A 13527-nucleotide genomic window follows, 5' to 3' on the forward strand; every position below is an offset into this window, starting at 1 on the left:
ATTCTAGAAAAAATGAAAATGAAAAGAAAGAAAATCATCAAAATAATAGGGATTGTAGCTATCTGTTTCCATTTTACAAATTGTGTAAATGACAACGATTTTGAGATTCCTGCAAGTTTAGGAAACGAAGAAAACACAAAATTAACCAATCTTTTAGATAGTATTCAAGCTGGTATTTATCAATTAAAAACCATAAAAGAAGTTAAGGAATTATATATTTCTGGCAACGAACCTTTAAAAGTTGCTTCTAAAATTGTGGTAAAAGGCTATGTAGTTTCTTCGGATCAAAAAGGGAATTATTTTAGAGAATTTTACATGCAAGATGCTCCAGAAAACCCAACTGCAGGCTTAAAAATTTCGTTGAATTTAAGCAATAATTATAACAAGTTCAATTTTGGTAGAGAAGTATATATTTTTTTAAAAGACCTATATATTGGCGAAACAAATTCAGGCGATGGAATTATTACCATTGGTGGGAAAATAAATCCTACAGATGCTTTAGAAATTCAAAGTGTTTCTACAAATCAACTAGAAAAACATGTTTTTAGATCTGAAAACACTCTTGAAATTATACCGAAATTAGTTTCTTTGGCTGGTTTAAATGCTAGTGATATTGGTACTTTTGTAAAAGTGGAAAATGTTGTATTTCCTGAAAATTTACAAGGAAAAGCCTTTGTAGATCCTACAGAAGATTTTGATACACAAAGAAAAATACAAACTTGCCAAACATTGGGTTTTGCAGATTTATTAGTAGAAACAAGTTCTTTTGCTAGTTTTGCAAATAAAACATTGCCTTCTGGAGGTGGAACCATAAAAGCTGTGGTTTCCAATGATTTTGGTGGCGATTTTTTGGTGTTGGTTTTAAATTCTGATGAAGATATTTCCATGGATGGAGAACGTTGTACAACATTATCAGAAAGCGATTTTTTAACAATTTTGTTAGAGGAAGATTTTGAAAATGAATCAGGAGAAATTAGCGTAACAGATTGGTTAAATTATAGAGAGGAAGGTACACAATCTTGGCGATCGTATTCAGATACGTATTCGCAAAGCAAAGCTGCAAGAGTTGGTTCTAGAAATTCTGGAAACGCAAGTACAATTACCTGGTTAATTACAAAAGGTGTAAATTTGGACACAACAAATGAGGAATTTTTATCGTTTGAAACTTCAAATAGTTTTGCAAATGGTAGTAATTTAGAAGTTTTAATTTCCACAAATTGGGATGGAACAAAAACAAATGTAACAGCTGCAACTTGGGATATTTCACCAGCAAACATAGTTTCTGATGGAGAAAATTTTAAAAATTGGGTTCATTCCACGTATATAAATTTGTCAGATTATTCAGGAACAGTGTTTATCGCTTTTAAATATACAGGAACAGGAAATATCAATTTTGATGGAACATACGAATTAGATAATATTAAAATAAATGCCAGATAATTTTAAGATGGATAAAATAGAACATATAGGAATTGCAGTAAAAGATTTAGAAAAATCGAATCAATTATTTGCAGCACTTTTTGGAGAAAATCATTACAAAACAGAAGAAGTACTTTCTGAAGGTGTAAAAACCTCTTTTTTTAAAACAGGACCCAATAAAATTGAATTGTTAGAAGCTACCAATCCAGAAAGTCCGATTGCGAAGTTTATTGAAAAAAAAGGCGAAGGAATTCATCATATTGCTTTTGCTGTTACTGATATTGTTGCTGAAATTAAAAGGTTACAAAATGAAGGATTTACAGTTTTAAATGGAATACCTAAAAAAGGAGCAGACAATAAATTAGTTGCTTTTTTGCATCCAAAAACTACAAATGGAGTTCTTATAGAACTTTGTCAAGAGATTTAGTGAAACTCACTTTTAAAAAAGTCGCAAAGCAACTTATTTAAAAGTGTTAGTTGAACTAATCCCGCTTTTTAGCGGGATCTTTTAATTATAATATTCTAAAGTTTATTAAAATACAAACACTTTTTCTCTTAATTTAGAAATTTTACTCAAAATATTTACTGCAAACTGCATACTGTAACTGTAAACTGCCCATTATTTTTTATTATCTTGCACCGATTTTAAACAATAAATAGCAATGTCCAATAAATTTGATTCATATCAAAAAAGACGCTTAACATCTTCTTACATATCTGTTGTAATTAGCATTGCTTTGGTGCTTTTTATGGTGGGTATTTTAGGGTTGATTGTTCTAAAATCAACAAAAGTTGCCAATTTTGTAAAAGAAAAAGTAGCGATAACACTTTTTATAAAAGATAACGTAACTCAAAAACAAATAAAAACGTTTAGAGAATCTCTGTTAGAAGAAGAGTTTACAAAAAAAGCAGTGTACACAAGTAAAGAACAAGCTGCTAAAAAATATAGTGAAGAAATTGGCGAGGATTTCTTACAGTTTTTAGGAGAAAATCCGCTTAAAAACGGAGTTGATATTTATTTAAAAGCTGATTTTGTAACACCTGAAAAAGTAGCGGAATTAGAAAAGAGATTTTCTAAAAATGCTTTTGTGGCAGATGTTTCTTACGATAAACCTTTGATTAATCTTTTGACGAAAAACATTAAAAGGATTAGTTTCTGGTTGTTAGTTTTAAGTAGTTTTTTTGGGTTGATCGCCATGATTTTAATCAACAGTTCCATAAGATTATCTATCTATTCAAAACGATTTAATATAAAAACCATGCAAATGGTGGGTGCTACAAAAAGCTTTATTAGAAAACCATTTATATGGAGAAGCATAAAACTAGGGTTGTTTGGCGCATTTTTAGCATTAATTGCTTTAGCAGTGGTTGTCTATTATTTAGATCAATTTATACCAAGTTTAGACTTTTTAAATGATTATGCAACATTAGGTTATATAGCTGGAGGTGTAATCTTATCAGCGTTGATAATTACTTGGATTAGTACATTTTTTGCAACACAACGTTTTTTAAACCTACAAACGGACGAACTTTATTATTAATATTATGAAAAAAGAAGTGAATCAAGAACGAGAATTTTTATTCGGTAAAAGGAATTACATCATCATGCTTGTAGGTATTGTTTTTATTACTGTTGGCTTTATTTTTATGTCTGGTGGAGGTAGTGAAGACCCAAATGTTTTTAATGAAGAAATATACAATTGGCAACGAATTCGTTTAGCACCAACTTTAGTAATTATTGGTTTAGCAATAGAAATCTATGCTATTTTAGCAGACCCGAAAAAATAAACTATGGATGTTTTAGAAGCAATAATTCTTGGAATAATTCAAGGATTAACCGAGTTTTTACCAGTATCCTCTAGTGGTCATTTAGAATTAGCAAAAGCCATTTTAGGCGATACTTCTGTGCCAGAAGAAAGTTTAACGTTTACAGTAGTTTTGCATTTTGCAACAGCTTTAAGTACGTTGGTTATTTTTAGAAAAGAAGTTGCAGAAATTTTTAAAGGATTGTTTCAATTTAAATGGAATGATGAATTAAAATTCTCTCTAAAGATAATTATTTCTATGATTCCTGCAGTGATTGTAGGTTTACTTTTTGAAGAACAATTAGAATCTTTTTTCGGCGGAAAAATACTTTTAGTAGGAATTATGTTGCTAGTTACAGCAGTTTTATTATTGTTGGCAGACAAAGCAAAAAACACCAATAAAGAAGTTTCTTTTTGGAATTCTGTAATTATCGGCATTTCGCAAGCCATAGCAATGTTACCAGGAATTTCTAGATCTGGAGCAACCATATCCACCTCTGTTTTATTAGGAATTGATAGAACAAGAGCTGCACGTTTTTCTTTTTTGATGGTAGTTCCTTTAATTTTTGGAAAAATTGGTAAAGATGTTTTAAGTGGTGATTTAAACTTTCAATCCTCAGAAATGATCTCTATTTCAGCAGGTTTTATTGCGGCTTTTTTAGCAGGTTTATTAGCTTGTAAATGGATGATTGCAATCGTTAAAAAGAGTAAACTTTCTTACTTTTCAATCTATTGTGCAATAGTTGGTTTTATTGCTATTGGATACGCACTTTTGAGTTAGTGAAACTCAATTTTTATGCATTATGCAGTAATTCATAAAAATTGTTAGTCGAATTAATCCTACAAAAAAGCAGAGTCTCTTTTAGATTAAATTTATTACATAATTTACATTTTCACATTAAAATAACTTGATATTGAGAACTGAAGAAGATTTTAAAAACGGTCAAGTTCTATTGATTGACAAACCTTTAGAGTGGACATCTTTCCAAGCCGTTAATAAATTGCGTTGGCACATCAAACAGCGATTTAAAATCAAAAAGATTAAAGTTGGTCATGCAGGAACTTTAGATCCTTTAGCAACTGGTTTGTTAATTATTTGTACAGGTAAACAAACCAAAGAAATCAATACATATCAAGGTCAAGAAAAAGAATATACAGGCACTTTTACAGTTGGTGAAACAACACCAAGTTACGATTTAGAAACAGAAATCGACGAAACGTATCCAACAGAACATCTAACAGAAGCCCTTTTAAAAGAAACTACAAAACAGTTTATTGGCGCAATTCAGCAAAAGCCACCTATTTTTTCCGCAATTAAAAAGGATGGAAAACGTTTATACGAATTAGCTAGAAAAGGCGAAACTACCGAAATTAAATCGAGAGCTGTAACGATTACAGAGTTTGAAATCACTAATATAAACCTACCAAAAGTAGATTTTAGAGTAGTTTGTAGCAAAGGAACTTACATTCGCTCTTTGGCGTTCGATTTTGGAAAAGCATTAAATTCAGGCGCACATTTATCAACCTTAAGAAGAACAAAAATTGGTGATTTTTCTGTTGAAAATGCAACTTCTATTGAAGGTTTTATTGAGAGTTTGGGAGAACGTAGTTAATTTTATTTTATTCCAATTATTTATTCTTTAAACCTTTACTTTTAAAAAATCTTGTTAATCTACTGTTGGTTGGGTATGTTCTGTGTTTGGTCATATTGTTGAAAATAAGTGCAGTCACAAATAAAATTAATGTTCCATTTTGGATTAGGAATAAACTATTTATGTTTTTACCATCTTTTTTCTAATTCATCAAAATTCCTTTCATAAAAAAATAAAAAGGCATCAAATGCATCTTTTTTCGTTTGTTCAGGTATTACACTACAAAAATCTTTATCATAAAAATCGTATTGAACAAGACCTAACCATTTTGTCTTTTTTCGAGTTATTGGTCTTTTAAAACAAACGTAAAATTCATATTCGTCTAATTCACCAACTATTGAAACTGATATTCCTTTTCCATCATTATCATCTAAATTTATTGATGGTGAGCGATGAACTTGAATTTCGTTCGCACATAATTGCAACTTCAATAAATTTTCCCATTCAAAATTTTCAAACTTTTGAATAAACTCATCTTTTGTTAAAAGTTGTTCATTCAATTCATAAGATTTCAAGGGATGAGATTCAGAATATTTTAGTTTCATTTTCGGTTCTTTAAATGTTTGCCAACTCATTATTTGAATTATATAAAATCAAATATAACAGTTTTCAAAGCAATTTAAAGGAAATGAAAACCTTTTACAAACTAAATAATCTTAATCTCAAAAGAATCTCTATCATTTAAAAAACCCAATTTTTCTCTAATTGCTTTTTGATTCGATTTTACTAAAGTTGCTTTTACTATACCAACCTTATTTTTGGGTAAATTAGAGAGTTCTTCACCCAAATAATCTATCACTAAAGAATTTCCTGAATATTCGTAATCATTGGCATCTTTTCCAGTTCTATTAATACCAATTGTGTAACTCATATTCTCAATAGCTCTTGCTTTTAAAAGCGTTTCCCAAGCTTTAATTCTGGTAACTGGCCAATTTGCCATAAAAATTAACAAATCGTAATTTTCTGTGTTTCTTGCCCAAACAGGAAAACGTAAATCGTAACAAATTAAAGGGCAAATTCGCCAACCTTTATAAGTTACAATCAATTTTTTATCTCCAGAATTGTAGGCTTTATGTTCACCAGCCAAGGTAAACGAATGTCGTTTGTCATAGGTTTCTGTTTTTCCTGAAGGATGCACAAAAACCAAGCGATTGTTGTATTTGTTATTGTCTTCAATAACCAAACTACCAGTAATGGCAACTTGTTTTTTTGATGCCAATTTTTGCATCCAAGTAATGGTTTCTCCGTCCATTTTTTCTGCAACTTTTTCAGGATTCATGGTAAAACCGGTGGTGAACATTTCCGGCAAAACAACCAAATCTGTACTTGCTGACAAACTCTTTATGTGTTCTTCAAAAAAAGCACGATTTTTTGCAGGATTTTCCCAAATTAAATCTGCTTGAATTCCGACAATTTGTAGTTCATTTTGCATCAAAATAAATTTAAAGATTATAGAAGTATAAAAGTAAGTTTTTGTAATTTAGGAAATCAAAATTATGCCAAAAATTCTATGCAATCTTTTATTTCAGAAACGATAGATGATATTTTAAAAACTACAAATTCTTTTGAGGATGTTGTTTTTATTTTGCCATCACAAAGAGCCAAAGTCTTTGTAAAACAAACTTTTAAAGATAAAATTTCGGTAGGGTTTTTACCAGAAATGCTAAATATAGAACAATTTATTCAGCAAATTTCTGGCGTTCAAAAAGCAGATAATATTCAGTTGTTGTTTCATTTTTATACGATTTATAAAAGCGTTGAGCAAACTCCAGATTCTTTTGATACGTTTTCTTCTTGGGCATTAACAGTGTTGCAAGATTTTAATGAAATTGATCAGCACTTAATCAACACAAAAGGTATTTTCACCTATTTAAGAGATATTGAACGCCTTAAAAAATGGTCTGTAAATGGTACGTTTACAGAAACAGCTTTGATAAAAGATCATTATTCTTTTTTAGAAAAACTGAACATTTATTATGATGCTTTTTATACATTTTTGTTAGCTGAAAACATCGGTTATCAAGGTTTAATGTACAGAGAAGCTTGTAAAAAAGTTGATGAATTTTTAGCTAAAAACACCAATAAAAAATTCTTTTTTATCGGTTTTAATGCGTTGAATAAAGCTGAAGAATTCCTATTTCAAAAAACATTGCAAAATGGAATTTCAGAAATTTATTGGGATTTAGATGAAACTTTTTTCAAGTCTAATCATCAAGCAGGAAAATTTATCAGAAAATATAAAAGTAGTTGGAATTATTATGATAAAAACGAAATAAAACTTTTAGGTGATACCTTTTCTGCTGCAAAAAAGATTCAAGTTATTGGTGCTGCAAAAAATAATACGCAGATAAAATATACTGGAGAAATTTTAGAAAAAATTACCGATTTTAAAAACACAGCTTTGGTTTTAGCTGATGAAACTTTGTTGCCTGTTACCTTAAATTCGTTGCCCAAAAATGTTGATGCCATTAATATTACAATGGGGTATCCTTTAAAAGATATCCCAACAACGAGTTTGTTATTTTCTATTTTTCAGTTGTTTATTTCGCAAGAAAAATTACAGAAAAGTAGCTTAAATGAGTTTTATTATAAAGATGTAATTCGTTTTTTTAAGCATCAATCTATTTATGGTTTAATTGCTAAGATTGATAATTTTACGGAAACAATCGCAAAAGATAATCAGACTTTTATTGCAAAAAATCATTTGGACGATTTGCTAAAAGAAGAAAAATCGGAAGTAAAAAATATCATTTTAAACCTGTTTAAACCTTTTGATTCTGTTGAAAATTTTATAGATAGAATACTGACTTTAATCGACCTTTTAAAAGTGGAGGTAAATCCTTTAGAAAAAGAATATTTATTTAGATTTTATACTGTTTTTACGCAGTTGCAAGCTTTGCAAAATGAGTTTCATTATTTTACCGATTTAAAAACCTTATCGTTATTTTTTAATCAGTTAATAGCTTCAGAAAGTTTGTCTTTTCAAGGAGAACCTTTAAAAGGTTTACAGTTGATGGGAATGTTAGAAACACGTGTTTTAGATTTTGAAAACATCATTTTAGTGTCTGCCAACGAAGGTGTTTTGCCTGCCAATAGTCAACAAAATACGTTTATTCCTTTTGATGTAAAAGTGGAATATGGTTTGCCAACGTATAGAGAAAAAGATGCTATTTTTTCGTATCACTTTTTTAGGTTGATGCAAAGAGCAAAAAACGTTTTTATTTTATACAACACAGAACATGATATTTTTGGAAGTGGTGAAAAAAGTAGATTTGTAACGCAATTAGAAATGATGAGAACAGATATTGTTCAGAAAATTATTTCACCAAAAGTTGTCGCACAAAATGCCGAATTAAAAACCATCGAAAAAAATGAGTTAGTTTTTAATCGACTAAAAGAATTAGGAAAAGCTGGTTTTTCACCTTCTTCTTTAACTAATTATTTATACAATCCTGTTGCTTTTTACAAACAGAAAATAGTACGAATCAAGGAATTTGATGATGTTGAAGAAACAGTTGCTTACAATACCTTAGGAACTGTTGTGCACGAAACTTTAGATGAGTTGTACAAACCTTTTATGGGTGAATTTTTAAAGGTTGATAATGTATCATCCATGGAAAAAATTGCTAAGGATTTAGTTTCGAAACATTTTAAAATCCATTTCAAAAATGGAGATATTTCTACAGGACAAAACCGATTAATTTTTGAAGTTGCTAACAGATTTGTAACGAACTTTTTATCCAAAGAAAAAGACTTGGTTAAAGACGAGCATAATCAACTAAAAATAATTGCTACAGAAGAAAATTTATCAGCAGAAATAGTTATTGAAGGGTTTGAATTTCCTGTAAAAATTCATGGAAATGTAGATAGAGTTGATGAGCTAAATGGCGAAATTAGAATTATTGATTACAAATCTGGAATGGTTCAAGCTAGTGAATTAAAAGTGCTAGATTTTGAGAAATTAAGAGAAAAAGAACAATTTAAAGCCATTCAAGTTTTAATGTATGCGTATTGTTATGCCCAAGAAAAAAAGTTTGATTTTTCTAAAAACTTAAAAGCTGGAATTTATTCGTTTAAAAATTTAAATAGTGGCTTTTTACCTATCAATTTTTCATCAAATTATAGAAATCCTGAAACCACAATTACACAAGAAAAACTAGACGAATTTATTGAAGAATTAAAAAGTTACCTTAAAGAAATATATGATTTAGAAACTCCTTTTATAGAACCTGCAGATTTAAAGTATTAAGGTTTTAGTTTTATTTATACACTTCTAACATACTATCTATTTTTGGTCTCCAATAATCGATTTTTGCTTTTCTTGATGAATGGAAATTATAAATACTATCATCAATTTTCAGTAATTCTACGTAAATTCTGTCTCCAATTTTTTCTAAATCAGCATATGATTTGTCATCATTATATTTGACTTTATTGATTTCATGATTAAATTTTCTTGCAAAACTTTCAAATAAATCAAATCGTAATTTTTGTAATTTCATCAGATCTTTAAAATTTGTAGTATCCTTTATCCATGATTTATTTTGGTCAAACAAAGCTCTAACTTCAGCATCTTTTAAATTTGTAGTTTTAAGATAAAATCCATGAAACCATGATTCGTTTAAATCAGAATTTAAATTTGGTTTTGCTTTAAAATCAGATGGTTTTATTTCCAAATTTTCAGACCAAAATATTACATGTTTTTTAAGAAAATAATATTGAATTTGAATCCGTGTATTCCAATAAGTAAATCCAATTATGATAACTGAAATTATGGTTATAATAATTTTTCGGGTTTTGGTCATAATTATACACAACTGATATCTGAGTAGAAAACAAAAAACCACAAACTTTACTGTTTGTGGTTTTTTAAAATTTAATTATTGGTTTAAATCTTTTTCTTCACTTTCTTGAGGAAAAATATGATTAAACAGGCCAAGTGTTTTATTATATTCTTCTTGTATTTCTATGACAAATTCTCGGTCATTATCATATTGCCTAACTTGGTCTACAATACCTCTGTATAAATATCTAAACGTTAAATCGAACTCTTCATAAACCATCTCAAAATCTTCTTCATCAAAAGTGCTAAACCAAACTAACTTCTCTTTAAATAAGCGAATTAAATCTTCGGCAGTTTCTCTTCCTTTTTTCTGATCGCCCAACATGTAATACATTTCTGGGTATTCCATTGATAAACTATAATGATCAAAATCTTCAATTGGCATTTTGTCTATAGATAAATCTAAAATTTCCAAAGCTTTAATAGTATCGCCTTCCATTGCAAAAGCAGATGATAAACGCATTAAACTATTTCTTAAAGAAATGGCATTTCTTTTGGTTTGTTCATCTAAATAAATCTTACCATCGTTAATGTTTCTCCAATTCCATTTTTGAACATTATTGTACATTTTTTCGGTATCAATTCTACCAATATCAAACAAACTTAATTCGCGAATTACCTGTCCATTTTCGTTATAAATTTTGGTTGGAGTTTTAATTGGTACAAATTTAAAAGCAACACCATCTAATTGTAAATAATCTTTTAGCCAAATATATTCGCTATCTGTATTTGAACCACCTGTAAAATAAATTGGTTGTTTCCAATCGAAATTATTTAAAATATCGAGCATTAAAATGGTATTTTTACCAAGAGCTCTATCAATAGTAATATCAATATAAGGCACAATTAAATCTGCATCTTTTTGAGCCACAATTCCATATTTTAAAGCATTTTCTTTATTTACAGGAATTCTTATTTTATTGGTTGGTAATATTTTCTCTGGATTTCCATCTTCATCTAAATCATAGAAAGTACGTTTGCTATCACTTCTAATCCACTTCATAAAATTATCTAATTCTAAAACAGAATCTTTTAACTGAGGAAATATTTCAGGAAAATAATAAGCAACATCTAAGGTTCCATATTTATATTCATCATGTGTTAATTGTGATGGAATTGGAGCTGCTTTATACGTTTTTCGTTTCATTTGGTCTATGTACCAATCTGTTTGAAAAAGACTTGTATTGATCAACTTAACATCGGTTCTAACACCTTCTACCTCTTGCATATACCAAAGAGGAAATGTATCATTATCGCCAATGGTAAACATAATTGCATTAGGATCTGTACTTTCTAAATAGGCTTGCGCATTTAAGTGTGTTGTATATCTGTTAGATCTATCATGATCATCCCAATTTTGATACGCCATTAAAGTTGGTACTGCAAGCAAGCAAGCAATGCTAACTGTCATTGCCATTTGCTTTCTAGAAGCCATATACTTTAAATATTCATACAAGGCAAGTACACCAAAACCAACCCAAATTGCAAAAATGTAAAAACTACCTACCACAGCATAATCACGTTCTCTTGGCTCAAAAGGTTTTGGGTTTGTGTAAAATATAATGGCAAAACCTGTAAAGGCAAAGAATAAAAAGAGTGTAAAAAAGTTCTTTTTATCCCATTTTATCTGAAAGAACAAGCCAATAAGTCCTAATATTAAGGGAAGAAAATAATAGGTGTTTCGCCCTTTATTTAATAAAGCTTGCCAAGGTAGCATTTTTTGTGAACCTAATCTTGCTTCATCAACAACATCAATTCCACTGATCCAGTTTCCATTATAAATGTCTAAATTTCCTTGAATATCATTTTGACGCCCAACAAAATTCCACATAAAATAACGTCCATACATGTAGCCAAATTGATAGCTCATCATAAACTTTATGTTTTCTGCAAACGTTGGTCTTCTTTGGCTATTTTCTGGAATTCCTGCAATTCTTTTGTACATTTTTTCTGATGCAGGGTTCACCATTCTTGGTATAAAACCTTTGTGTTTATCAGAATAATTAGGCAAAACATCTTTGTAAACATTTACAATTACATATTTACCATCTTTTTTCTCATATTTTGGTTTATCATCTCTTGTAGGGTTATTTCTGTTTCTTTCATCACTATACTTATTAGAGTAATAAGTATCATAAAAAACATTGGCATCTCCATATTGTTCACGCTCATAATATGCAAGTAATTCACGCGCACTTGAAGGATTGTTTTCGTTGATGGTTGTGTTGGCATTTGCTCTAATTGGTAACATCATCCAAGAAGAAAAACCAATCATAATAAATAGTAAAGAAAGAATTAAAGTATTTGCAGTTAATTTGTTCTTTTTTCGGGTGTATTTTAATCCGAAGAAAAATAAGGCAACCAAAATAATGGCAGCAATAATACTTCCTGAATTATAAGGTAAACCAACTGTATTTATAAAGAATAATTCTGATGCACTAAAGAATTTTAGTGTAAAAGGAAAAATGAACTTAAAGACCAATACCAATACTAAAACTGAAAATACAGTAGCAATTGCAGAAGTTGTAAAGTTGATGTTTTTATACGTTTTAAAGAAGTACAACATTACTATTGCAGGAATTACCAACAATGAAAGTATGTGAACTCCAAACGATAAACCAACTACAAAACTAATTAAAACCAGCCATTTGTTGCCTCTAGCTGTATATATTTCTCTTTCCCATTTTAAGGCTAACCAAAATAATAATGCCATTAAAAATGATGACATTGCATACACTTCACCTTCTACAGCACTAAACCAAAAACTATCTGAAAATGTATAGGTTAAAGAACCAACCAAGCTACTACCTAAAATAGCAAGTCTCTTTCCTTTAGAAATATTACCAGTTTTAGCGGCTAATTTAGCAGCTAAATTGCTAATGGTCCAAAACATAAATAAAATGGTAAATGCACTAGCCAACGCAGACATGAAGTTAACCATTTTACCAATTTCTGTTACATCTGTTGTAAACATTGCAAAAAATGCACCTAACATTTGAAAAAGAGGTGCTCCTGGAGGATGCCCAACTTCTAACTTTACAGAGGTCGCAATATATTCTCCTACATCCCAAGCACTAACAGTAGGCTCTATTGTAAGCGAGTAGGTAATTAAGGCAATAGCAAATGTAATCCACCCTAAGATGATATTCCATTTTTTAAATTTTTGTGGCGTCATAGAATTAGGTAATAATCTTTGGGCGAATTTACTAATAAATATGATTAAAATTAAGTACTATCTGTTTTTCTAACAATTTATAACTTCATAAATCTTTGTTAACTATAAAATTTGTAAAAAAATGTTTGCAAATTTAAAAGAATGTATTAAATTTGCATCCGCTAAGAAGCACTGGCCCATGGTGTAATTGGTAACACACCGGTTTTTGGTACCGACATTCAAGGTTCGAGTCCTTGTGGGCCAACAAAAGTCCCTTTTAAACATTGATGTTTGAAAGGGATTGTTTTTTAAACACCACTTGTTTATTCCTTATTGGACTTCCTCTAAAGGAAAAATATAACTTTAAAGTTTGTTAAAAAAACAAATATATTGGGTAGATAATTTCTTCTTTTTTCTTCTTTATTATTTTAAAAATCAAATTTATAACCTCAATTTTAAATCTAAATTTTGGGCTTAGATAATGGATATTTAAACTCTCTTTTAAAGAGTTATTATTTGTTAACTTTGTGAAATACGTTTTTATTAGCATAATTAGTTGTTTAAAAATATTAGGACATCTAATTTTAAATAAAAGCATTGTGAATTTTATTTCCACTAAAATTGCGAAGTACCCCAGATTATTATAAACCTAGA

Annotated in this window: 11 protein-coding genes and 1 tRNA gene; 8 read left to right on the forward strand and 4 right to left on the reverse strand. The window is 29.4% G+C overall.

Annotated features, from left to right (window positions below; genetic code table 11):
• Positions 1 to 18: 18 nt before the first annotated feature.
• The 6 genes from P161_RS0107760 to truB all read left to right on the forward strand — a co-directional run bounded on the left by P161_RS0107760 (position 19) and on the right by truB (position 4837).
• The gene (locus P161_RS0107760) at positions 19 to 1440 is read left to right on the forward strand and encodes a DUF5689 domain-containing protein (RefSeq protein WP_026776450.1); all 1422 of its coding nucleotides are present in this window, start codon (positions 19 to 21) and stop codon (positions 1438 to 1440) included.
• A gap of 7 nt (positions 1441 to 1447) precedes the next feature.
• A complete protein-coding gene (gene mce / locus P161_RS0107765; protein ID WP_026776451.1) occupies positions 1448 to 1846 on the forward strand; it encodes a methylmalonyl-CoA epimerase in 399 nt (132 codons plus the stop codon).
• A 235-nt stretch (positions 1847 to 2081) separates the two neighbouring features.
• Positions 2082 to 2960, forward strand: a complete 879-nt coding sequence (locus P161_RS0107770; protein ID WP_026776452.1) for an ABC transporter permease — start codon at positions 2082 to 2084, stop codon at positions 2958 to 2960.
• Positions 2961 to 2964: 4 nt separating this feature from the next.
• Positions 2965 to 3207 carry a DUF3098 domain-containing protein gene (locus P161_RS0107775; protein ID WP_026776453.1) on the forward strand — a complete coding sequence of 81 codons (243 nt, stop codon included), beginning with the start codon at positions 2965 to 2967 and terminating at the stop codon, positions 3205 to 3207.
• A 3-nt stretch (positions 3208 to 3210) separates the two neighbouring features.
• On the forward strand, positions 3211 to 4005 hold the full coding sequence (locus tag P161_RS0107780) for an undecaprenyl-diphosphate phosphatase (RefSeq protein ID WP_026776454.1): 795 nt from the start codon (positions 3211 to 3213) through the stop codon (positions 4003 to 4005).
• A gap of 133 nt (positions 4006 to 4138) precedes the next feature.
• The gene (gene truB / locus P161_RS0107785; RefSeq protein ID WP_026776455.1) at positions 4139 to 4837 is read left to right on the forward strand and encodes a tRNA pseudouridine(55) synthase TruB; all 699 of its coding nucleotides are present in this window, start codon (positions 4139 to 4141) and stop codon (positions 4835 to 4837) included.
• 167 nt (positions 4838 to 5004) lie between these two features.
• Here truB and P161_RS0107790 read toward each other — a convergent pair whose 3' ends face one another.
• A complete protein-coding gene (locus P161_RS0107790; RefSeq protein ID WP_026776456.1) occupies positions 5005 to 5451 on the reverse strand; it encodes a hypothetical protein in 447 nt (148 codons plus the stop codon).
• A 71-nt stretch (positions 5452 to 5522) separates the two neighbouring features.
• On the reverse strand, positions 5523 to 6308 hold the full coding sequence (locus P161_RS0107795; protein WP_026776457.1) for an amidohydrolase: 786 nt from the start codon (positions 6306 to 6308) through the stop codon (positions 5523 to 5525).
• Positions 6309 to 6386: 78 nt separating this feature from the next.
• Here P161_RS0107795 and P161_RS0107800 point away from each other — a divergent pair, with 78 nt between their 5' ends.
• Complete coding sequence (locus P161_RS0107800) at positions 6387 to 9125, forward strand: PD-(D/E)XK nuclease family protein (RefSeq protein ID WP_026776458.1); 2739 nt, start codon at positions 6387 to 6389, stop codon at positions 9123 to 9125.
• Between the two features lie 10 nt (positions 9126 to 9135).
• Here P161_RS0107800 and P161_RS0107805 read toward each other — a convergent pair whose 3' ends face one another.
• Together P161_RS0107805 and P161_RS0107810 are read right to left on the reverse strand one after the other, a co-directional pair.
• On the reverse strand, positions 9136 to 9552 hold the full coding sequence (locus tag P161_RS0107805; protein WP_155810443.1) for a hypothetical protein: 417 nt from the start codon (positions 9550 to 9552) through the stop codon (positions 9136 to 9138).
• A 204-nt stretch (positions 9553 to 9756) separates the two neighbouring features.
• A complete protein-coding gene (locus tag P161_RS0107810) occupies positions 9757 to 12894 on the reverse strand; it encodes a DUF2723 domain-containing protein (protein WP_026776460.1) in 3138 nt (1045 codons plus the stop codon).
• Positions 12895 to 13066: 172 nt separating this feature from the next.
• On the opposite strand from P161_RS0107810, the gene P161_RS0107815 reads away from it, so the two are divergent.
• Positions 13067 to 13138, forward strand: a tRNA-Gln gene (locus P161_RS0107815).
• Positions 13139 to 13527: the final 389 nt, after the last annotated feature.

This window comes from Polaribacter sp. Hel_I_88 (genome assembly GCF_000687935.1).
GTDB lineage: Bacteria > Bacteroidota > Bacteroidia > Flavobacteriales > Flavobacteriaceae > Polaribacter.